Here is an 18,360-nt window from a genome sequence, read left to right on the forward strand (position 1 = left end):
TAGGGCGCGATTGTGGCGCAAATGCGCACCTGATCCAGGCCCATCCAACTCAAGAGGGTTGTGGCAACAAGGTTTTGGGGTGGATCGGCTTGGATGGCGCTACACGCTGCACCGCCCGAGTGGCGTTGACGGGCAGCAGAGGCGGGCTGACCAAGCGGGCGCTGGGCGGCGCAAAGCTGCGGGCACCACTTTTGACGGGGGGCTTGGGACCCGAGGACAGCTTGCGCTTTTCTTGCTCGGTCAGAGCCTGATAGGCCTCCCACTGCGCGCGCTTGTCTTGCGCAGAAATGGCTTGTGTGGTGTTGAAGTGAAAGCGTGCTTGGCTGCGCTGCCGAGGACTGAGGGCAGCCCATTCCCGCATGCGGCTGTGCAGGGTCAGTTGCTCTTCGTCGCTGATTTGTGAAAAGTTTTTGGACAGGGCCAGCCATTTTTGCCGTTGCTGAGCCGACAGTTCATGCCACTCCTCTGCCAAAGGAGCCAGTGCCAACTTTTGACGTCTGCTCAAGGATTGCCAAGCGGCCGATGCGGGTGTTGGGTTGGCTGGGGGCGAAGTCCCTGAGGCCGTGGGGGCTTGCAAGCTGCTCTCCATCACCGCAACGACGGGCGTGTGTGGGTTTGCGCCGCTGGCCGCTGCGGCGTTGGCGGGAACTGAAGCAGTGGCAGGGCCTGCTGGTGCTGTCGCTGGGTCCGTGTTCAGCGCTGGATCGGCAGTGGGCTGTGCTGCCAAAGCCAAGCCCATGCACAGCGACAAAGCCGCCAGTGCCCTCTTGCGCCATGAGTGGGCAAAGGGCGGCTTCGGCAGCCATGCCCCCGGGTTGAGGTCGGCAGTTACAGGGCGCTGATCGGGCTGGAGATGCTTGTCAATCATGCCGTGCGTCTTGCTGGAGTTTGATGAATTGCACGAAACCCGGATCGGTATAGGCGCGCGGTGGCAGCTCGTCAAGCAGCAGGGCCGAGTCGAGCGAGGCGATGTCGGACTCGGCCATTTCGTCTTGCACGGTCTGGAGAAACATCAGGCCCGACACCAGCGCCAACAAAGGCAGGGCAGAGGCCAGGATGCGCCAAAGGTTAAGGCCTTCGTCGGGTGGCCCGCTGAGCGAGCCGTTGGCTTGTACGGCCAGGCTGTGGCGCATCAGATGTTGTGGCATGGGGCGGCACTTCAAGGCCATTTGGCGAGCCACGCGCAAGCGCTCGCCAATGTCATGCCCCAAATCCTGCGAGCCTACGTTCAGTTGCGCAGCCAAGTTCCGACCCCAAAGGTCCATGTCGGTGGTAGGGGATATGTTTGGGGAATTTTTCATGGTTTCATGCCTTGGTGGGCCAAGGTTTTACTCAAGGAGTGGATGGCGCGGGAGCAATGGGTTTTGACGCTGCCTTCAGAGCAGCCCATCACGGCGGCTGTTTCAGCCACGTCCAACTCTTCCCAATAACGCAGGAGGAAGGCTTCTCGTTGACGTGCGGGCAGGCTCATGATGGCTTTTTCAATGTGTTCCAAGGTTTGCACACGACCGAGCCATTGTTCGGCGCTTTGGCTGGCGGGGCCATCGGCATCCCCTGTGGTGACTTCGAGCAGGTCAAAATCGCCCAGGTCATCGCGGTGGTCAAAATCATTCAGGTTGGAAAAAAGGGCGTTACGCGTCTTTCGGCGGCGAAACCAGTCGAGCACCGTGTTGGACAAAATCCGCTGAAACAGCAAAGGCAGCTCGTGCGCCGGTTTGTCGGCGTAGTGGCTGCACAGCTTGATCATGCTGTCTTGCACGATGTCCAGTGCCCCTTCCTCGTCGCCCACATGGTAGTAAGCCCGCTTGAAGGCTTTTTTCTCCACGCTTTTGAGGAAATCAGAAATGTCGGTGTCTGAGGCCAAGGTGCTTGCAGCGGCGGGCTGTGTCCTGTGATTGCGAGAGTGGGGTACCGGGCAAAACGGGCGGCTGTTGCACGGGCCATGATGTCACTGGGCCGCTCTTGGGGCATTGATTTTCAATGGCCCCACCGCAACGGTGCAATAATAGCGGGTTGCAATTGAAAAAAAGCAAACGGATCACCGTCCGGCACTTTTACAGTTTGGTGCCCATGTCTGTGGTCTCAAGTCCCAAAGCCACTTCACAAGAGTCGCGCCCAGGGGCACCCAAGGTTTTTCGTTAGAGAAATTCACAAAGGTTGAATATATGGAAATCAATAAAGCCGAAATGGCATCCGCTGCGTCTGTCGCTTCATCAGGTCAAGAGTTGCGCGGAGCCGAAATTCTGGTCAAAGCGCTGCAAGCCGAAAACGTCGAATTTGTCTGGGGCTACCCCGGTGGGGCTGTGCTCCACATCTACGACGCTTTCTACAAACAGGAAACCATCCAGCACGTGTTGGTGCGACACGAGCAAGCCGCAGTGCACGCTGCCGATGGCTATGCCCGCGCCACTGGCGAAGTCGGTGTGGCTTTGGTGACCTCTGGCCCCGGCCTGACCAACGCCGTGACCGGCATCGCGACGGCCTACATGGACAGCATCCCGATGGTCATCATCAGCGGGCAAGTGCCCACTGCGGCCATTGGCCTTGATGCGTTTCAGGAGTGCGACACCGTGGGCATCACCCGCCCCATCGTCAAGCACAACTTCCTGGTCAAAGATGCCAAGGACATGGCCGAGGTCATGAAAAAGGCCTTCCACATTGCCCGCACTGGCCGCCCTGGCCCTGTGGTGGTGGATGTGCCCAAGGACGTGTCTTTCAACAAAACCCTCTACACCGGCTATCCCGACAAAGTCGAGATGCGTTCGTACAACCCGGTGCGCAAAGGCCACGGTGGTCAGATTCGCAAAGCCATGCAGTTGTTGATGTCGGCCAAACGCCCCTACATCTACACGGGTGGTGGTGTGCTGCTGAGCAATGCCAGCCCAGAGTTGCGCGCTTTGGTGGACATGCTGAACTTCCCGGTCACCAACACTTTGATGGGCTTGGGCGCGTTCCCGGCCACAGACCGGCGTTTCCTTGGCATGCTGGGCATGCACGGCACGCTGGAAGCCAACAACGCCATGCAAAACTGCGACGTCTTGCTGGCCGTGGGGGCCCGTTTTGATGACCGCGTGATTGGCAACCCCAAGCATTTCGCGCAAAACGAACGCAAGATCATCCACATCGACATTGACCCCTCCAGCATCTCCAAGCGCGTCAAGGTCGACGTGCCGATCGTGGGCGATGTGAAAGACGTTTTGACAGAGCTGATGGGCATGATCCGCGAGTCCGGTCTCAAGCCTGATAGCCAGGCGCTTGCCCAATGGTGGGAGACCGTTGAAGGTTGGCGCAGCCGCGAGTGCATGAAGTACGACAGCCAAAACAGCTTGGTCATCAAGCCACAGAAAGTCATCGAGACCCTGTGGGACATGACCAAAGACGCCGACGCGTACATCACCTCCGATGTGGGTCAGCATCAGATGTGGGCTGCCCAGTACTACAAGTTCAACGAGCCACGCCGCTGGATCAACTCGGGCGGTTTGGGCACCATGGGTGTGGGTATTCCTTATGCCATGGGCATCAAATTGGCCAAGCCAGACAGCGAAGTGTTTTGTGTGACGGGAGAAGGCTCGGTGCAGATGTGCATTCAGGAACTCTCAACTTGTCTGCAGTACAACACACCGATCAAAATTGTGGCCCTGAATAACGGTTACTTGGGCATGGTGCGACAGTGGCAGGAAATTGATTACTCGGGTCGCTACAGCCACAGCTACATGGATGCTTTGCCCAATTTCGTGAAGTTGGCAGAGGCCTATGGCCACGTCGGCATCTTGGTGGAAAAGCCTGAGGACGTGGAGCCTGCTTTGCGCGAAGCACGCAGGCTCAAGGATCGCACGGTTTTCTTGGACATCCGAACCGACCCCACGGAGAACGTGTTCCCCATGGTTCAGGCTGGCAAAGGCATCACCGAGATGCTGATGGGCGCTGAAGATCTTTAATTCATCACACTGGACGAATCTATTGCCCGCCAAGCCTGCGCATTACCGTGTGCAGGGGAGGGCGGCGAAAAACGGCAGTTCACTGCGCCAAACTTTCTTGGTTGCATGCCGTCGCAAAAAGAGGAATCACACATGAAACACATCATCGCTGTATTGATCGAAAACGAAGCGGGCGCTTTGTCCCGCGTGGTGGGCCTGTTTTCGGCCCGTGGCTACAACATCGAGTCCTTGACCGTGGCCCCGACCGAAGACCCCAGTTTGTCTCGCATGACCATCCAGACCACAGGCTCTGACGATGTCATCGAGCAAATCACCAAGCACCTGAATCGCTTGATTGAGGTGGTGAAGGTGGTGGACCTGACCGAAGGCGCTTACACCGAGCGCGAGTTGATGCTCGTGAAAGTGCGGGCCGTGGGCAAAGAACGCGAAGAAATGAAACGCATGGCCGACATCTTCCGTGGCCGTGTGATTGATGTCACGGACAAAAGCTACACCATTGAGCTCACCGGTGACCAATCGAAGAACGACGCCTTTTTGGAGGCGATCGACCGCAGTGCCATCTTGGAGACCGTGCGCACCGGTGCATGCGGTATCGGGCGCGGCGAGCGCATCCTGCGCGTCTAAACTCAACCCTTGAACTGTTTTATTCCTAAGGAGAACCCTGTGAAAGTTTTTTACGACAAAGATTGTGATCTGAGCGTCATCAAGGGCAAGACTGTTGCCATCATTGGTTACGGCTCGCAAGGCCACGCACACGCCCAGAACCTGAACGACAGCGGCGTCAAAGTGGTGGTCGGTTTGCGCAAAGGTGGCGCTTCGTGGGACAAAGTCGGCAAAGCCGGCTTGACCGTGATGGAAGTGAACGATGCGGTCAAGGCCGCTGACGTGGTCATGATTTTGTTGCCAGACGAGCAAATCGCCGACGTGTACAACAACAACGTCGCGCCCAACATCAAGCAAGGCGCTTCGTTGGCTTTTGCTCACGGCTTCAACGTGCACTACAACCAGGTGGTTCCCCGCGAAGACCTGGACGTGTGGATGGTGGCGCCTAAGGCCCCCGGCCACACCGTGCGCAACACCTACACCCAAGGCGGCGGCGTGCCGCACTTGGTGGCGATTCACCAGGACAAGAGCGGCAAAGCACGTGCTTTGGCCCTGAGCTACGCCATGGCCAACGGTGGCGGCAAGGCCGGCATCATTGAAACCAACTTCAAAGAAGAGACCGAAACCGACTTGTTCGGCGAGCAGGCCGTTCTGTGCGGTGGCGCGGTTGAGCTGATCAAGATGGGTTACGAGACACTGGTGGAAGCCGGTTACGCCCCTGAAATGGCGTACTTCGAGTGCTTGCACGAGTTGAAGCTGATCGTGGACCTGATCTACGAAGGCGGCATCGGCAACATGAACTACTCGATCTCGAACAACGCCGAATACGGCGAGTATGTGACGGGCCCTGAGGTCATCAACGAGCAGTCTCGCGAAGCCATGCGCAACGCCTTGAAGCGCATCCAGACCGGCGAATACGCCAAGATGTTCATCTTGGAAGGTCGCACCAACTACCCCAGCATGACGGCACGCCGTCGCTTGACTTCCGAGCACTCCATCGAAGTCGTTGGCGCACAATTGCGCGCCATGATGCCTTGGATCGCCAAGAACAAGCTGGTTGACAAGACCCGTAACTGATCGGGCCCTTGGGCAAACTGAGAAAAGGCCACTTGAGTGGCCTTTTTCTTGGGCGCTGGGTGTGCCTTAAACTCAGCTGACACGGGATGGATCCAAAAAAAACCGCAACAGGAATGGACGATGAACAAAACCAACAACACCGCTGAAGACGCAGAAGGCTCAGCGCCAGTGCGTAAACCCTCCAAGGGCATTTACATGCTGCCCAATATGATCACTTTGGCGGCCTTGTTTGCGGGTTTTTATGCCGTTGTTATGGCCATCAATGGCCGTTTTGATTTGGCCACCGTGGGCATCTTCAGCGCCATGGTGCTCGACAGCTTGGACGGACGCGTGGCCCGAATGACCAACACCCAAAGTGCTTTTGGCGAGCAAATGGATTCGCTGTCAGACATGGTGTCTTTCGGCGCTGCGCCTGCCTTGATTGCTTACGTTTGGACCTTGCAGGAGTTGGGCCGCTGGGGTTGGATTGCGGCTTTTGTTTATTGCGCCTGTGCGGCCCTGCGCCTGGCACGTTTTAACGTCAATACGGGCGTCGTCGATAAGCGCTATTTTCAGGGCTTGCCATCTCCGGCTGCTGCTGCTTTGGTGATGGGCTTTGTGTGGATCATGTTTGACAACGCTGTGCCTGCCAAAGCCGTGTCTTGGGGCATGTTTGCTGTGTGCCTGTTCGCAGGTTTGACCATGGTGACCAATGTGCCGTTCTATAGCTTCAAGGACATGCACATGAAAAAGAGCGTGCCCTTTGCCACGCTGGTGCTGGTGGCGTTGGGCATTGCGGTGGTCAACATCGACCCGCCCATTGTGTTGTTTTCGCTGTTTGTGGGCTATGGTCTGAGTGGTTATGTGATTTACGTCTGGCGCAAGGCCAAGGGACAGCCCACCAGCATGATCAGCACCTCGACCGACGACCCCGATGAGCGCGGCTTGCACCAGTGATGTCCGGTGCAGGACAAGGCTTGTTTTGAGTTGTGCTAGAGTTACCCTATGAACTTTACTTTGTTTGCTCTACTGCTAGCGCCCCACGGGCGGGATGTGTAGCGCACGCAAACATTTTCCCAAAAGGCCCGTATGCCATCCGCAACGGGCTTTTTGCATTTTTGCTTGGACTTGCGGGTGATTAACCAGGAGTGAACATGGCTGACAAACTGATTATTTTCGACACCACCTTGCGCGACGGCGAGCAATCGCCCGGCGCCTCCATGACCCGCGACGAAAAGCTGCGCATTGCCCGTCAGCTGGAGCGTCTGCGAGTGGACGTGATCGAAGCTGGTTTTGCCGCCAGTTCCAATGGTGACTTCGAGGCCGTGAAATGCATTGCCGACGCGATCAAGGACTCGACCATTTGCTCTTTGTCGCGCGCCAATGACCGCGATATTTCTCGTGCGGCCGAGGCCCTCAAAGGCGCTAACAGTGGGCGCATCCACACCTTCATTGCGACGTCCCCTCTGCACATGGAAAAAAAGCTGCGCATGACGCCTGACCAGGTGTTTGAGCAGGCCAAGCAGTCGGTGCGTTTTGCCCGAAATTTGGTGGGTGATGTCGAATTCAGTCCGGAAGACGGCTACCGCAGCGACATGGACTTTTTGTGCCGTGTGCTCGAAGCCGTGATTGCCGAAGGTGCCTCCACCATCAACGTGCCCGACACCGTGGGCTATGCCGTGCCTGAGCTTTACGGCGAATTCATCCGCACCCTGCGCGAGCGCATCCCCAACTCTGACAAAGCGATTTGGTCCGTGCATTGCCACAACGACCTGGGAATGGCGGTGGCCAACTCCTTGGCAGGTGTCAAGATCGGTGGCGCACGTCAGGTTGAGTGCACCATCAACGGCTTGGGCGAGCGTGCCGGTAATTGCTCACTCGAGGAAGTGGTCATGGCCGTTAAAACACGCCGCGACTACTTTGGTCTTGACCTTGGCATTGACACCAGCCACATCGTGGCCGCCAGCCGCATGGTCAGTCAGACCACCGGTTTTGTGGTTCAGCCCAACAAGGCTGTGGTGGGTGCCAACGCCTTTGCCCATGCCTCGGGCATTCACCAGGACGGTGTGCTCAAAGCGCGTGACACCTACGAAATCATGCGTGCCGAGGATGTGGGTTGGTCCACCAACAAGATTGTGTTGGGCAAACTCAGCGGCCGCAACGCGTTCAAACAACGCTTACAGGACCTGGGCGTCACTTTGGACAGTGAAACTGAAATCAACAACGCCTTTGCTAAATTCAAAGAGTTGGCCGACCGCAAGAGCGAGATTTTTGATGAAGACATCCTGGCCTTGGTCAGCGACGAGAGTGTGACCACTGAAAAAGAGCAATACGGCTTCGTTTCCATGTCGCAGCACAGCGAAACTGGCGAACGCCCCCACGCTTCGGTGGTGTTCACGGTGGCAGGCAAAGAGGTGCAAACCCAGTCCGATGGCAATGGGCCGGTGGATGCCTCGCTCAAAGCCATTGAGTCGCACATCAAGAGCGGCGCTGAGATGGTTCTGTATTCGGTCAACGCCATCAGTGGTTCGACCGAAAGCCAGGGCGAAGTGACAGTGCGACTGCAAAACAGTGGCCGTGTGGTCAACGGGGTAGGCTCAGACCCCGACATCGTCGTTGCCTCGGCGAAAGCCTACCTGAGTGCCTTGAACAAACTGCAGAGCAAGGCTGACAGGGTGGCTGCTCAGGGGTAAATTGAATACTAAATAAGCAATTAATTGCTTTATAAAAGTCACGTAAGTCATTGTTCTTGCGTGACTTTTTCTAATTAGATACACTGAGAAGAATAATACCAACTTATGATCAGTCAATGCGTGTGAGATTTGCATCCTTCGTCCCGCGAACCCAAACTTGGTTGCGCGCTGCAGCCTTGGCCTTGTCCGTGGGTTTGATCACGATCGTGTCTGGTCAGTTGAGCTTGGTTTACGCACAAAACGCCAAACAGGCACCTTCCAAAGCACAAAAGAGCAAAAAAAGCGCCGATAAGACCATGGCTCCCCGCAAAGGCCACAAAGCCCAAAGCGCAGCGGCACGCAAAAAGCAGACAGCCAAAAAATCCGCGGCCCGAAAACAAAGCGTGGTCAAAGCTGACCGCAACACCAAGCAACTCAGGGCGAGCCGAAATGCGCGTCCAATTCGTGCGTCATTCGGCCAAATGGCAGGGTTGCACGCCACAGCCGATGCTTTGGGCCTGCACTCCAGTGTGGCTCTGGTAGTAGATCAAGAGACCCAGGAAGTCCTTTACAGCAAAAATGACCATGCGGTCCTGCCCATTGCGTCCTTGACCAAGCTGATGACTGGCTTGGTCATTGCTGAGGCCCGCTTGCCCATGGACGAGCGCATCCGCATCACCCAAGCCGACGTGGACACGGAAAAAGGAAGTTCGTCTCGCTTGGCCGTGGGCACCGAACTCAGTCGCGGCGAGTTGATGCACTTGTCTCTCATGTCCAGTGAAAACCGCGCCGCCCATGCTTTAGGGCGAACTTTCCCTGGGGGTATGGATTTGTTTGTCAGTCTCATGAACCAGCGGGCCAAGGCTTTGGGCATGAAGGACACACGCTATGTGGAACCAACCGGCCTGTCCAGTCAGAACCAGTCGAGCGCCAATGATTTGGCTGTCTTGGCTGCCAAAGCCTACGATGAGCCCATGTTGCGGGAGTTGTCCACGTCGCACGGCCGTGAGGTGTCGGTGGGGCGCAGAACATTGCAATACAACAATACCAATCGCTTGGTGAAAAGCCCTCAATGGGACATTGGGTTGCAAAAAACCGGTTACATCTCGGAGGCGGGACGTTGCTTGGTGATGCAGGCCCAAGTAGCGGGTCGCAACCTGATCATGGTGTTTCTGGACTCTGCGGGCAAGTTCAGCCGCTTGGGAGATGCCGAGCGGGTACGCAAGTGGTTGGAGCAAAAGTCGTCCATGGACAAACGCTCGTGGGAAACCGTTGCCCAAATGCCGAGCTGAGCTCGGAGCGCAGTGACAGACCGCTAGCGTTCCTCCTGGTGTCCCAAGGTTTCTGAAATTGCTTTGGCGGTTTCCTGAAGTTTGGGCAGCCAGCTTTCATCCAGGCGATCTGCAGGGGCGGAAATGGAAAGGCCAGCCAGAAGCTTTCCTTGATCGTCATAAATGCCCGCAGCGATGCAGCGCACTCCCAGTTCCAACTCTTCGTTGTCACGCGCAAAACCCGATTGCTTGACTCGGGAGAGTTCCCTCTCCAGCACCTGAATTTGAGTGATGCTGTTGCGTGTTTGGCCAGCCAAACCCGTGCGCGTGGAATAGGAGCGTACCCGCAAAGGGTCGTCGGCAGCCAAAAAGAGCTTACCCACTGAGGTCAAGTGCAAAGGTGCTCGCCCACCAATGGCGCGAACCACTTGCATGCCCGAGCGTTCGCTGTAGGCGCGTTCGATGTAGACGATTTCATCGCCCTGGCGCATGCTCAGATTGACGGGTTGCTGAATGAGTTTGTGCAAATCACGCATGGGGGCCAAGGCTGCATCGCGCACATTGAGTCTGCCCTTGACCAGATTCCCCAATTCCAGCAATCGCATGCCCAGGCGGTAGCTGCCGGCCTCAGGACGGTCCACAAAACGGCCTGTGGCCAAGTCGTTCAGGATACGGTGTGCGGTTGAGGGGTGCAGCCCGGTTTTTTGGCTGATTTCTTTGAGAGAGATTGCTTCTTCGCGGGACGCCAGCACATCGATCAGGGTGAACATGCGTTCAATCACTTGGATGGTGGGCGCGGAAGTGAGGGCGGGGTCTTTTTTCATCGTGTGCTACCTGGGCATTTCATTTTACACAGTGAAATGAAGGAGGGCTTGGTGTGCTGAGGTGACAGCATTCAGCCGTGATCCTGATGCACCCATGGTCACTCCGTAAAAGGCTGCCATTGTCCCTGCACACGAAGTTCGCAGGGTTTGAAGCGTGATTTGTAGTTCATCTTGGGGCTGCCATCGATCCAGTAACCCAAATAAACATAAGGCAGTCCCAATTGGGCCGCTTGTTGGATTTGCCAAAGAACCCCGAAGGTGCCAAAGCTGGAGGTGTCATCGGGTTCATAAAAGGTGTAAACCGCCGATAAACCCTGGTTGAGCACGTCCACAATGCTGACCATCTTCAAATCACCAAGCCCCTCGCCTTTGCCGGGGGTTCTGAACTCCACAATGCGCGAGTTGACTCGGCTTTGCAGCAGGAACTGCGTGTACTGGTCCACGCTGTCGTGGTCCATGCCGCCGCCAGGGTGTCGGGTGTTTTGGTAGCGCAAATACAGCGCGTAATGCTCTGGGTCGTACTGCAAATCGAGCACACGCACGCTCAAATCGCAGTGGGTCCTCCAAGCTCGGCGCTGACTGCGGTCCGGTTTGAAGGCGTCAACCCGCACGCGCAATGGCTGGCAGGCTTGGCAGCCATCGCAGTAGGGCCGGTAGGTGAACAAGCCGCTGCGCCGAAATCCCTGCTCGACCAGGTCCGCATACACCTCGTTGTGGATCAGGTGGCTGGGCGTGGCCACTTGGGAGCGGGCAGAGCGATCGGGCAGATAGCTGCATGCGTAGGGTGCGGTCGCGTAGAACTGCAGGGTCTGTAGCGGGAGTTCTTTGAGTTGGCTCATGGGGTGGCCATCAGTGAAGTCAGCAATTGCCAGTTCAAGGACTGTTGGGCCCAGTCGATGGGGGCCTGCTCGCGGCCTGCATCAATGCTGCGCAAAAAGTCGCTGCGCGGTATCTCGCAGGCGCCCAGCGAGGCCAAGTGCCGGGTGTTTTGTTGGCAGTCAATGGCGGCAACGCCATGCTGCAAGCAGACGCTGACCAAGCAAGCCAGCGTCATCTTGGAGCCATCGGTGACGGTGGTGAACATCGACTCGCCAAACACGGCGCGGCCCAAGGCCACAAAGTACAGACCCGCCACGAGTTCACCCCGAATGCGCATTTCACAGCTGTGGGCCAAGCCCATGCGATGCAGGTCTTCGTAAGCCGCGACCATCTGGGGCACGATCCAAGTGCCCTTTTGACCGGCGCGAGGCGACGTGGCACAGCGGCGGATCACCTGCGAAAAGTCCCGGTCAAAACACAGCTCAAAGTCGGGTGTGAGGCTCCAGCGTTTGAGGCTTTGTTGCAACGATCGGTGAAAGCGAAAATCATGGGTACGCAGCACCATGCGCGGGTCTGGGCTCCACCATAGCACCGGCTGGCCTGCATTGAACCAAGGGAAAACGCCCTTGGCATAAGCGTCCATCAAACGTTGGGCTGACAAATCGCTGCTGGCGGCCAGCAGACCCGGCGCAGGCGATCTGGCACCCCATGCCTCGCTGACCGGGGGGAGGGGCTGGCCCTCCACAATCCAGGGCAGTTCGGGGGTCGGAGAATGCACTTCGGCTTCGCTGGTCATGGGTGAATTACACAATAAAAGCAGGGGCTGGGTGCGGCGATATGATTTTGCAGATGCAAAACCTGCCCAAGCACTGGATACAACCCGATTGGCCGATCAACGACCGCGTGCGTGCGCTCATGACCAGTCGTCAGGGCGGGGTGTCGTCTGCTCCTTGGGACAGCATGAACCTGGGTGACCATGTGGGCGACCGGGCTGCCGATGTGCAAACCAACCGGGAGCGCCTGGCATCTCGCATCGGCCAGCGGCCCGTTTTTTTGCAGCAAGTGCATGGGGTGGCCAGTGTGCAATTGGGTGCGGCCACGCCCAATGGCTTGGTGGCAGATGCCTGCTGGAGCGGCGAGACCGGTGTGGCCTGCACCATCATGGTGGCCGACTGCTTGCCGGTTTTGCTGGCCGATGCCGCCGGTCGGTGGGTGGCAGCGGCACATGCGGGCTGGCGTGGGCTTGCTGGGCCGGCTGTGTCCACTCAGTCAAAAGGGCAGGGCGTGCTGGAGAGCCTGTGGTCTGACATCCAGCGTGCGGGGGCCGATGTGTCGGACGTGATGGCGTGGCTCGGGCCCTGCATTGGGCCGCAAGCTTTTGAAGTGGGGCCAGAAGTGTTGGCGGCTTTTGACGATGGCTCTCCCCAAGTGCAGGCCCAGTTCCAGCCAGTTGCCAACGGCAAATTCATGGCCGATCTGGCTGGTTTGGCCCGTGTGCGATTACAGGCCTTGGGCGTCACAAGCGTGTTTGGCAACGACAGCAGCCTGCCCTGGTGCACGGTGTCAAACTCAGCGCTCTTCTTTTCCCACCGCAGGGACAGCCGCCGCCTCGGGCAAAGTGGCCGCATGGCGGCTTGCATCTGGCTGGAGAGCTGAGTCGGTCTGACTTGCAGCAGCCTCGTGCCTGGCTTGTTCTTCCTGCTTGCGAATGGCCTTGCGGCGCAGGGGTGTGCCCATCAGGTAAACCACCAAGGCCATGGGCAACAAGCCATAAAGCACAAAGGTGATGATCGCTCCCAGTACAGTGCCTTGGGTACTAAAAGCCTCAGCCAGAGCCATGAGCAAGGTGACATAAAGCCAAGCAATCACGATCAGATACATAAATATTTGGCCCTTGTAATTTAGGTGACAATAAACTGAAAGATACTCGTCCAAAGGGATTTGAGAAAAACGATGAATTCAGGAGACAAACGATGAGCGCTTCCGCACCGGATTTTTGGGCCAAAATGGGCGAGGGTTTTCAGCAAAACCTGAGTAAGAGCTGGGGCCAAGCCATGCAGCATTTTCAGACTATTGATCTGGGTGGCTTGAAACCTTCTGCCGATGCGACCGTGCCACAACTCAAATTCTCGCCTGAAAAGCTGCAAAGCCTGCAAGGCCAGTACTTCAAAGACGCCTCTGAATTGTGGAATCAGGGCCTGCACAACAGCTTGCAAGTCAAAGATCGGCGTTTTTCGGGTGACGCATGGGCCTCTAACCCGATCGCTGCTTTCAATGCCGCGACCTATTTGCTCAATGCCCGCACCCTCATGGGCTTGGCCGATGCGGTCGATGCCGATGAAAAAACCCGCACCCGCATCCGCTTTGCCATTGAGCAGTGGGTGGCCGCATCAGCGCCGAGTAATTTTTTGGCCTTCAACGCCGAGGCCCAAAAGAAAGCCATAGAAACAAAAGGCGAAAGTCTGGCCAAGGGCATCCAGAACCTGATGCACGACATGCAACAAGGCCACGTCTCGATGACCGACGAGAGCCTGTTTGAAGTCGGCAAAAACGTGGCCACCACCGAAGGTGCGGTGGTTTTTGAGAACGAGTTTTTCCAGCTCATCGAGTACAAGCCGCTCACTGCCAAGGTCTACGAAAAGCCGTTTTTGCTGGTGCCCCCTTGCATCAACAAGTTCTACATCCTCGACCTGCAGCCCGAAAACTCGCTCATCCGCTACGCCGTGAGCCAAGGCCATCGCACTTTTGTGGTGAGCTGGCGCAACCCAGACGAGTCCATGGCCCAAAAGACCTGGGACGATTACATCGAGCACGCCGCCATCGAGGCCATCCACACCGTGCAGGCCATCACCGGTGCGCCCAAGATCAATGCCCTGGGCTTTTGTGTGGGCGGCACCATCTTGTCAAACGCCTTGGCCGTTCTGGCTGCACGAGGTGACAAGCCTGTGGCCAGCGCCACCTTCCTGACCACACTGATCAACTTCACCGACACTGGCATTCTGGACGTGTTCATTGACGAGAACTTCGTCAAGTTCCGTGAGCAGCAAATGGGCCAAGGCGGCTTGCTCAAAGGTCAGGACCTGGCCTCCACCTTCAGCTTTTTGCGCCCCAACGACCTGGTCTGGAATTACGTGGTGGGCAACTACCTCAAGGGTGAGACGCCGCCGCCGTTTGACTTGTTGTACTGGAACAGCGACTCGACGAACTTGCCAGGACCTTTTTACGCTTGGTACCTTCGCAACACCTACCTCGAAAACAACCTGGTCAAGCCCGGCAAGGTCAAGGTTTGTGGTGAGTCGATTGATTTGGGCAAGGTTGATATACCTGTCTACATCTATGGCTCGCGCGAAGACCACATCGTGCCGATTGGTGGGGCTTATGCCAGCACACAAGTGCTGCCGGGCAAAAAGCGTTTTGTGATGGGTGCCTCGGGCCACATCGCGGGCGTGATTAACCCGCCTGCAGCCAAAAAGCGCAGCCATTGGCTGAGCGAGGGCACCCAATTTCCAGCCGATGTGAACAACTGGATTGCAGGCGCCCAAGAGGTGCCCGGCAGCTGGTGGACCGATTGGTCAGACTGGCTCAAGGGCCATGCCGGAAAGCAAATTGCTGCGCCCAAGACCTACGGCAAAGCCACCAAATTCAAAGCCATCGAAGCGGCCCCGGGCCGCTACGTCAAGGCCAAGGCCTGATTCGTTTTTTTATTGGAGACAAAAATGGAAGACATCGTCATCGTTGCAGCAGCCCGCACCGCCGTGGGTAAATTTGGCGGCTCGCTCGCCAAAACACCTGCCACAGAACTGGGCAGCATCGTCATCAAGGGCTTACTCGAGCGCAGCGGTTTGCCTGTTGACGCCATCGGTGAAGTCATCATGGGCCAGGTGCTGGCCGCAGGCGTGGGTCAAAACCCCGCTCGCCAAGCCATGATGAAAGCCGGTGTGGCCAAAGAAACACCGGCCCTCACCATCAACGCCGTTTGCGGCTCGGGCCTCAAGGCCGTCATGCTGGCAGCGCAAGCCGTGGCCTGGGGCGACAGCGAAATTGTGATCGCCGGTGGTCAGGAAAACATGAGCGCCAGCCCGCACGTTTTGAACGGCAGCCGCGACGGCCAACGCATGGGCGACTGGAAAATGACCGACACCATGATCGTGGACGGTCTGTGGGACGTGTACAACCAGTACCACATGGGCATCACCGCTGAAAACGTAGCCAAGGCCCACGGCATCACCCGTGACATGCAAGACGCCCTGGCCGCAGGCAGCCAGCGCAAAGCCGCTGCCGCGCAAGAAGCGGGCAAATTTAAGGACGAAATCGTTGACGTGCTGATCCCTCAGCGCAAGGGCGACGCCCTGGTGTTCAACACCGATGAGTTCATCAACAAGAAAACCAGCGAAGAAGTGCTGGCCGGTCTGCGCCCTGCGTTCGACAAGGCTGGCAGCGTGACCGCGGGCAACGCCTCGGGCATCAACGACGGCGCGGCCGCCGTGATGGTCATGTCAGCCAAGAAGGCGGCGGCTTTGGGCCTCAAGCCCCTGGCCCGCATTGCCGCTTTTGGCACCAGCGGTCTGGACCCGGCCACCATGGGCATGGGCCCCGTGCCTGCGTCGCAAAAGGCGCTGGCACGCGCTGGCTGGAAAGCCCAAGACGTGGACCTGTTCGAACTCAACGAAGCCTTTGCTGCGCAAGCCTGCGCGGTGAACCAGGCGCTCGACATCGACCCGGCCAAAGTCAACGTCAACGGCGGTGCGATCGCGATTGGTCACCCCATCGGCGCGTCCGGTTGCCGCATTTTGGTGACCTTGCTGCATGAAATGCAGCGCACCCAGGCCCAAAAAGGCCTGGCCGCTTTGTGCATTGGCGGCGGCATGGGCGTGTCCCTGGCCATCGAGCGCGTTTAAACAAAACCCACCGCTCAAGCTGCGTGGGTCGGCGCACTGTCCAGTTGTATAAGGGCAGCCGATCATGCGGGTTTGGGTGGTTTCCCACGATCTCAACACACTCATCACCAGGAGACAATCATGAGTCAAAAAGTAGCGTACGTCACAGGCGGCATGGGCGGCATCGGGACCGCGATCTGCCAACGCCTTCACCAAGAAGGCTTCAAGGTCATCGCCGGTTGCGGCCCCACGCGTGACTACACCAAATGGCTGGACGAGCAAAAAGCGCTGGGCTTCACTTTCTACGCTTCAGTGGGCAACGTGGGCGACTGGGACTCCACCGTGGAAGCCTTCACCAAGGCCAAGGCCGAGCACGGCCCCATCGACGTTTTGGTCAACAACGCAGGCATCACCAAGGACCGCATGTTCCTCAAGATGACCCGCGAAGACTGGCAAGCTGTGATGAACACCAACCTGGACTCCATGTTCAACGTGACCAAGCAAGTGGTTGCTGACATGGTCGAAAAAGGCTGGGGCCGCATCATCAACATCAGCTCGGTCAACGGCGAAAAAGGCCAGGCTGGCCAGACCAACTACTCGGCCGCCAAAGCCGGTATGCACGGTTTCTCGATGGCTCTGGCACAAGAGCTGGCCACCAAAGGCGTGACCGTGAACACCGTGAGCCCTGGCTACATCGGCACCGACATGGTCAACGCCATCCGTCCTGACGTGCTGGAAAAGATCGTGGCCACTGTGCCCGTCAAGCGCTTGGGCAAGCCCAGCGAGATCGCCTCCATCATCGCCTGGATGGCCAGCGAAGATGGTGGCTACACCACCGGCGCTGACTTCGCCGTCAACGGCGGTTTGCACATGGGCTGATCCGGCCTCTGCGCCTGACAAACCCGCCAAACCCCGACCAACCCCGCCCATGGCAACATGGTGTCGGGGTTTTTTAACGTTCTCGCTTTTTTGATGAATTTGTTATTTTTCAAGCGAATCGACCCTAGAGGCCGACCCCATTAGGACATTGCGGGCTCTGTCACTTTCCATCTTTTCTTCGCTGCGATGCCCTAGCAGGATGGGTTAACTTTCAGGGGCAAGATTTCATTTGGTTACCCAATTAGGTATTTTGGGTAAGTAATTATTTTGTTACTTTCGTCAGATCTATCAAAAGATCGTCAAAAACGAGGGGTAATGAATGAGGTCCAATCTGAAGAGCTGTTATCAAAGAAATGCAAAACCGCAGCTGTATCTTCTAATTTTTTGGGTTTTTCTAGCTGCAGGCTTGGCATGGCATTCAACGGCTTGGTCAACACCCGAAAGCAATGGGGGGCAGGGCCATTCAGTACAACAGCCATTGGGTCAGCGTTTTGCGATGTTTGAGCGCGTGGCGCAGCATCAGTCGCGCATCATCATCTACCGCGCCACCGGAACCAACCAACCCGGTGCGGCCACGGTCTATGTAAACGACCGTTACCACGCCTCGCTCATTCCTGGCGGTTACGCCCAGGTTTGCCTGCCGCCGGGTGGGGCCGAGTTGGGTGTGCGCATGGTCGCTGTGGGACGCAATCCTAAAGACAATCTGGACTCCACCACCGCCATCAACCCCAAGGGCGGTGAGACGTCATTCCTGAGTGTGCGCGAGCAAGCGGGCATGTTGGCCGTGTTGCAGCCCGTGCCTGCTGCACAGGCGATGCAGGAGTTGCAAGGCACCCGCCAACAAGCGCACACCATTTCGCGGGTGCCTAACGCAGAAAAGTGCATCGACGCCGGTCCGGCCGCACCCCAGGTGGCATCGCAGCCCATCCATCAGGCCGCTGCCTCGGTGGCATCGCAGCCCATCCATCAGGCCGCTGCCTCGGTGGCATTGCAGCAAATCAATTTGGCGGCGGATTCCTTGTTTGCATTTGGCAAATCCGACCTCAAGAGCATGAGCACTGCAGGACGCACTTCATTGGACAACTTGATTAGCCAAATTAAGACCCCGTACCTGAGCATTGAGCGTGTCCACATCGTGGGCCACGCAGACCCCTTGGGCAGCGAGGTCATCAACGATCGCTTGTCCACCGACCGCGCCAAAACCGTGCGCGACTACTTGCTTGTCAATGGTTTGCAAGTGTCCCGCATCGAAAGCGAAGGGCGTGGCAGCCGTGAGCCCGTGGTTCGCCATTGCGGCAGCGTGGCCACTGCCCAGGCCATTGCCTGCAACCAACCCAATCGCCGAGTCGCCATCGAACTGAGCGGCGTGCGCCGCTGATAGACCGCTGCGTCGCATTGCACTCCTGGCGATGACCGTCAAC

19 protein-coding genes are annotated in these 18,360 nt (G+C 57.6%); 11 read left to right on the forward strand and 8 right to left on the reverse strand.

The window, feature by feature from the left end:
* Nucleotides 1-49: 49 nt before the first annotated feature.
* The 3 genes from B9Z50_RS12180 to B9Z50_RS12190 are packed head-to-tail and all read right to left on the reverse strand — an operon-like array spanning nucleotide 50 to nucleotide 1,864.
* Nucleotides 50-868 carry a DUF3106 domain-containing protein gene (locus B9Z50_RS12180; RefSeq protein ID WP_108364721.1) on the reverse strand — a complete coding sequence of 273 codons (819 nt, stop codon included), beginning with the start codon at nucleotides 866-868 and terminating at the stop codon, nucleotides 50-52.
* Nucleotides 861-1,301: a DUF3619 family protein gene (locus B9Z50_RS12185; protein ID WP_108364723.1), complete on the reverse strand. Its 441-nt coding sequence runs from the start codon at nucleotides 1,299-1,301 to the stop codon at nucleotides 861-863. The genes B9Z50_RS12180 and B9Z50_RS12185 overlap by 8 nt, the downstream gene beginning before the upstream one ends.
* Nucleotides 1,298-1,864 (reverse strand): RNA polymerase sigma factor, encoded by a 567-nt coding sequence (locus B9Z50_RS12190; RefSeq protein WP_108364725.1) that lies wholly within the window; start codon nucleotides 1,862-1,864, stop codon nucleotides 1,298-1,300. Before B9Z50_RS12190 ends, B9Z50_RS12185 begins: the two co-directional genes overlap by 4 nt.
* Before the next feature lie 301 nt (nucleotides 1,865-2,165).
* Between B9Z50_RS12190 and B9Z50_RS12195 the strand changes: the two genes are divergently transcribed.
* From B9Z50_RS12195 to B9Z50_RS12220, 6 genes are all read left to right on the forward strand, one after another.
* Nucleotides 2,166-3,938 carry an acetolactate synthase 3 catalytic subunit gene (locus tag B9Z50_RS12195; protein WP_108364727.1) on the forward strand — a complete coding sequence of 591 codons (1,773 nt, stop codon included), beginning with the start codon at nucleotides 2,166-2,168 and terminating at the stop codon, nucleotides 3,936-3,938.
* A gap of 132 nt (nucleotides 3,939-4,070) precedes the next feature.
* Nucleotides 4,071-4,562, forward strand: coding sequence for an acetolactate synthase small subunit (gene ilvN, locus B9Z50_RS12200; protein WP_089953931.1), 492 nt, complete (start codon nucleotides 4,071-4,073; stop codon nucleotides 4,560-4,562).
* 39 nt (nucleotides 4,563-4,601) lie between these two features.
* On the forward strand, nucleotides 4,602-5,618 hold the full coding sequence (gene ilvC, locus B9Z50_RS12205; RefSeq protein WP_053175397.1) for a ketol-acid reductoisomerase: 1,017 nt from the start codon (nucleotides 4,602-4,604) through the stop codon (nucleotides 5,616-5,618).
* A gap of 120 nt (nucleotides 5,619-5,738) precedes the next feature.
* Nucleotides 5,739-6,554 carry a CDP-diacylglycerol--serine O-phosphatidyltransferase gene (pssA, locus tag B9Z50_RS12210; RefSeq protein WP_108364729.1) on the forward strand — a complete coding sequence of 272 codons (816 nt, stop codon included), beginning with the start codon at nucleotides 5,739-5,741 and terminating at the stop codon, nucleotides 6,552-6,554.
* Between the two features lie 197 nt (nucleotides 6,555-6,751).
* On the forward strand, nucleotides 6,752-8,290 hold the full coding sequence (locus tag B9Z50_RS12215; RefSeq protein WP_108364731.1) for a 2-isopropylmalate synthase: 1,539 nt from the start codon (nucleotides 6,752-6,754) through the stop codon (nucleotides 8,288-8,290).
* 116 nt (nucleotides 8,291-8,406) lie between these two features.
* Nucleotides 8,407-9,561: a serine hydrolase gene (locus tag B9Z50_RS12220; RefSeq protein WP_370463079.1), complete on the forward strand. Its 1,155-nt coding sequence runs from the start codon at nucleotides 8,407-8,409 to the stop codon at nucleotides 9,559-9,561.
* Between the two features lie 23 nt (nucleotides 9,562-9,584).
* Here B9Z50_RS12220 and B9Z50_RS12225 read toward each other — a convergent pair whose 3' ends face one another.
* The 3 genes from B9Z50_RS12225 to aat all read right to left on the reverse strand — a co-directional run bounded on the left by B9Z50_RS12225 (nucleotide 9,585) and on the right by aat (nucleotide 11,979).
* A complete protein-coding gene (locus B9Z50_RS12225) occupies nucleotides 9,585-10,364 on the reverse strand; it encodes an IclR family transcriptional regulator (RefSeq protein WP_108364733.1) in 780 nt (259 codons plus the stop codon).
* Nucleotides 10,365-10,462: 98 nt separating this feature from the next.
* Complete coding sequence (locus B9Z50_RS12230; protein WP_108364735.1) at nucleotides 10,463-11,203, reverse strand: arginyltransferase; 741 nt, start codon at nucleotides 11,201-11,203, stop codon at nucleotides 10,463-10,465.
* Complete coding sequence (gene aat / locus B9Z50_RS12235; RefSeq protein ID WP_108364737.1) at nucleotides 11,200-11,979, reverse strand: leucyl/phenylalanyl-tRNA--protein transferase; 780 nt, start codon at nucleotides 11,977-11,979, stop codon at nucleotides 11,200-11,202. The genes B9Z50_RS12230 and aat overlap by 4 nt, the downstream gene beginning before the upstream one ends.
* Nucleotides 11,980-12,032: 53 nt before the next feature.
* Between aat and pgeF the strand changes: the two genes are divergently transcribed.
* Nucleotides 12,033-12,839, forward strand: a complete 807-nt coding sequence (pgeF, locus tag B9Z50_RS12240) for a peptidoglycan editing factor PgeF (RefSeq protein ID WP_233249850.1) — start codon at nucleotides 12,033-12,035, stop codon at nucleotides 12,837-12,839.
* Here pgeF and B9Z50_RS12245 read toward each other — a convergent pair.
* Nucleotides 12,753-13,064, reverse strand: a complete 312-nt coding sequence (locus tag B9Z50_RS12245; RefSeq protein ID WP_108364741.1) for a hypothetical protein — start codon at nucleotides 13,062-13,064, stop codon at nucleotides 12,753-12,755. The two genes, pgeF and B9Z50_RS12245, sit on opposite strands and share 87 nt — an antisense overlap.
* A gap of 92 nt (nucleotides 13,065-13,156) precedes the next feature.
* Between B9Z50_RS12245 and phaC the strand changes: the two genes are divergently transcribed.
* The 3 genes from phaC (at nucleotide 13,157) to phbB (ending at nucleotide 16,939) form a co-directional block, all read left to right on the forward strand.
* Complete coding sequence (gene phaC / locus B9Z50_RS12250) at nucleotides 13,157-14,875, forward strand: class I poly(R)-hydroxyalkanoic acid synthase (RefSeq protein WP_108364743.1); 1,719 nt, start codon at nucleotides 13,157-13,159, stop codon at nucleotides 14,873-14,875.
* Nucleotides 14,876-14,899: 24 nt separating this feature from the next.
* Nucleotides 14,900-16,081 (forward strand): acetyl-CoA C-acetyltransferase, encoded by a 1,182-nt coding sequence (locus B9Z50_RS12255; protein ID WP_108364745.1) that lies wholly within the window; start codon nucleotides 14,900-14,902, stop codon nucleotides 16,079-16,081.
* A 120-nt stretch (nucleotides 16,082-16,201) separates the two neighbouring features.
* Nucleotides 16,202-16,939 (forward strand): acetoacetyl-CoA reductase, encoded by a 738-nt coding sequence (phbB, locus tag B9Z50_RS12260; protein ID WP_062405737.1) that lies wholly within the window; start codon nucleotides 16,202-16,204, stop codon nucleotides 16,937-16,939.
* A gap of 299 nt (nucleotides 16,940-17,238) precedes the next feature.
* On the opposite strand, the gene B9Z50_RS17620 is transcribed toward phbB, so the two are convergent.
* Nucleotides 17,239-17,418, reverse strand: coding sequence for a hypothetical protein (locus B9Z50_RS17620; RefSeq protein ID WP_158270674.1), 180 nt, complete (start codon nucleotides 17,416-17,418; stop codon nucleotides 17,239-17,241).
* Nucleotides 17,419-17,435: 17 nt separating this feature from the next.
* Here B9Z50_RS17620 and B9Z50_RS12265 point away from each other — a divergent pair, with 17 nt between their 5' ends.
* Complete coding sequence (locus tag B9Z50_RS12265) at nucleotides 17,436-18,317, forward strand: OmpA family protein (RefSeq protein ID WP_158270675.1); 882 nt, start codon at nucleotides 17,436-17,438, stop codon at nucleotides 18,315-18,317.
* Nucleotides 18,318-18,360: the final 43 nt, after the last annotated feature.

It is taken from the genome of Limnohabitans sp. Bal53 (genome assembly GCF_003063355.1).
In the GTDB taxonomy this organism is placed as follows: domain Bacteria; phylum Pseudomonadota; class Gammaproteobacteria; order Burkholderiales; family Burkholderiaceae_C; genus Limnohabitans_A.

Bases quoted from the DNA above. Each gene is read 5' to 3' on its own strand.
- B9Z50_RS12180 (WP_108364721.1), bottom strand. From the start codon at position 868: ATGATTGACAAGCATCTCCAGCCCGATCAGCGCCCTGTAACTGCCGAC.
- B9Z50_RS12185 (WP_108364723.1), bottom strand. From the start codon at position 1,301: ATGAAAAATTCCCCAAACATATCCCCTACCACCGACATGGACCTTTGG.
- B9Z50_RS12195 (WP_108364727.1), top strand. From the start codon at position 2,166: ATGGAAATCAATAAAGCCGAAATGGCATCCGCTGCGTCTGTCGCTTCA.
- ilvN (WP_089953931.1), top strand. From the start codon at position 4,071: ATGAAACACATCATCGCTGTATTGATCGAAAACGAAGCGGGCGCTTTG.
- pssA (WP_108364729.1), top strand. From the start codon at position 5,739: ATGAACAAAACCAACAACACCGCTGAAGACGCAGAAGGCTCAGCGCCA.
- B9Z50_RS12215 (WP_108364731.1), top strand. From the start codon at position 6,752: ATGGCTGACAAACTGATTATTTTCGACACCACCTTGCGCGACGGCGAG.
- B9Z50_RS12220 (WP_370463079.1), top strand. From the start codon at position 8,407: ATGCGTGTGAGATTTGCATCCTTCGTCCCGCGAACCCAAACTTGGTTG.
- B9Z50_RS12225 (WP_108364733.1), bottom strand. From the start codon at position 10,364: ATGAAAAAAGACCCCGCCCTCACTTCCGCGCCCACCATCCAAGTGATT.
- B9Z50_RS12230 (WP_108364735.1), bottom strand. From the start codon at position 11,203: ATGAGCCAACTCAAAGAACTCCCGCTACAGACCCTGCAGTTCTACGCG.
- aat (WP_108364737.1), bottom strand. From the start codon at position 11,979: ATGACCAGCGAAGCCGAAGTGCATTCTCCGACCCCCGAACTGCCCTGG.
- pgeF (WP_233249850.1), top strand. From the start codon at position 12,033: ATGCAAAACCTGCCCAAGCACTGGATACAACCCGATTGGCCGATCAAC.
- B9Z50_RS12245 (WP_108364741.1), bottom strand. From the start codon at position 13,064: ATGTATCTGATCGTGATTGCTTGGCTTTATGTCACCTTGCTCATGGCT.
- phaC (WP_108364743.1), top strand. From the start codon at position 13,157: ATGAGCGCTTCCGCACCGGATTTTTGGGCCAAAATGGGCGAGGGTTTT.
- B9Z50_RS12255 (WP_108364745.1), top strand. From the start codon at position 14,900: ATGGAAGACATCGTCATCGTTGCAGCAGCCCGCACCGCCGTGGGTAAA.
- phbB (WP_062405737.1), top strand. From the start codon at position 16,202: ATGAGTCAAAAAGTAGCGTACGTCACAGGCGGCATGGGCGGCATCGGG.
- B9Z50_RS17620 (WP_158270674.1), bottom strand. From the start codon at position 17,418: ATGGCTGTTGTACTGAATGGCCCTGCCCCCCATTGCTTTCGGGTGTTG.
- B9Z50_RS12265 (WP_158270675.1), top strand. From the start codon at position 17,436: ATGTTTGAGCGCGTGGCGCAGCATCAGTCGCGCATCATCATCTACCGC.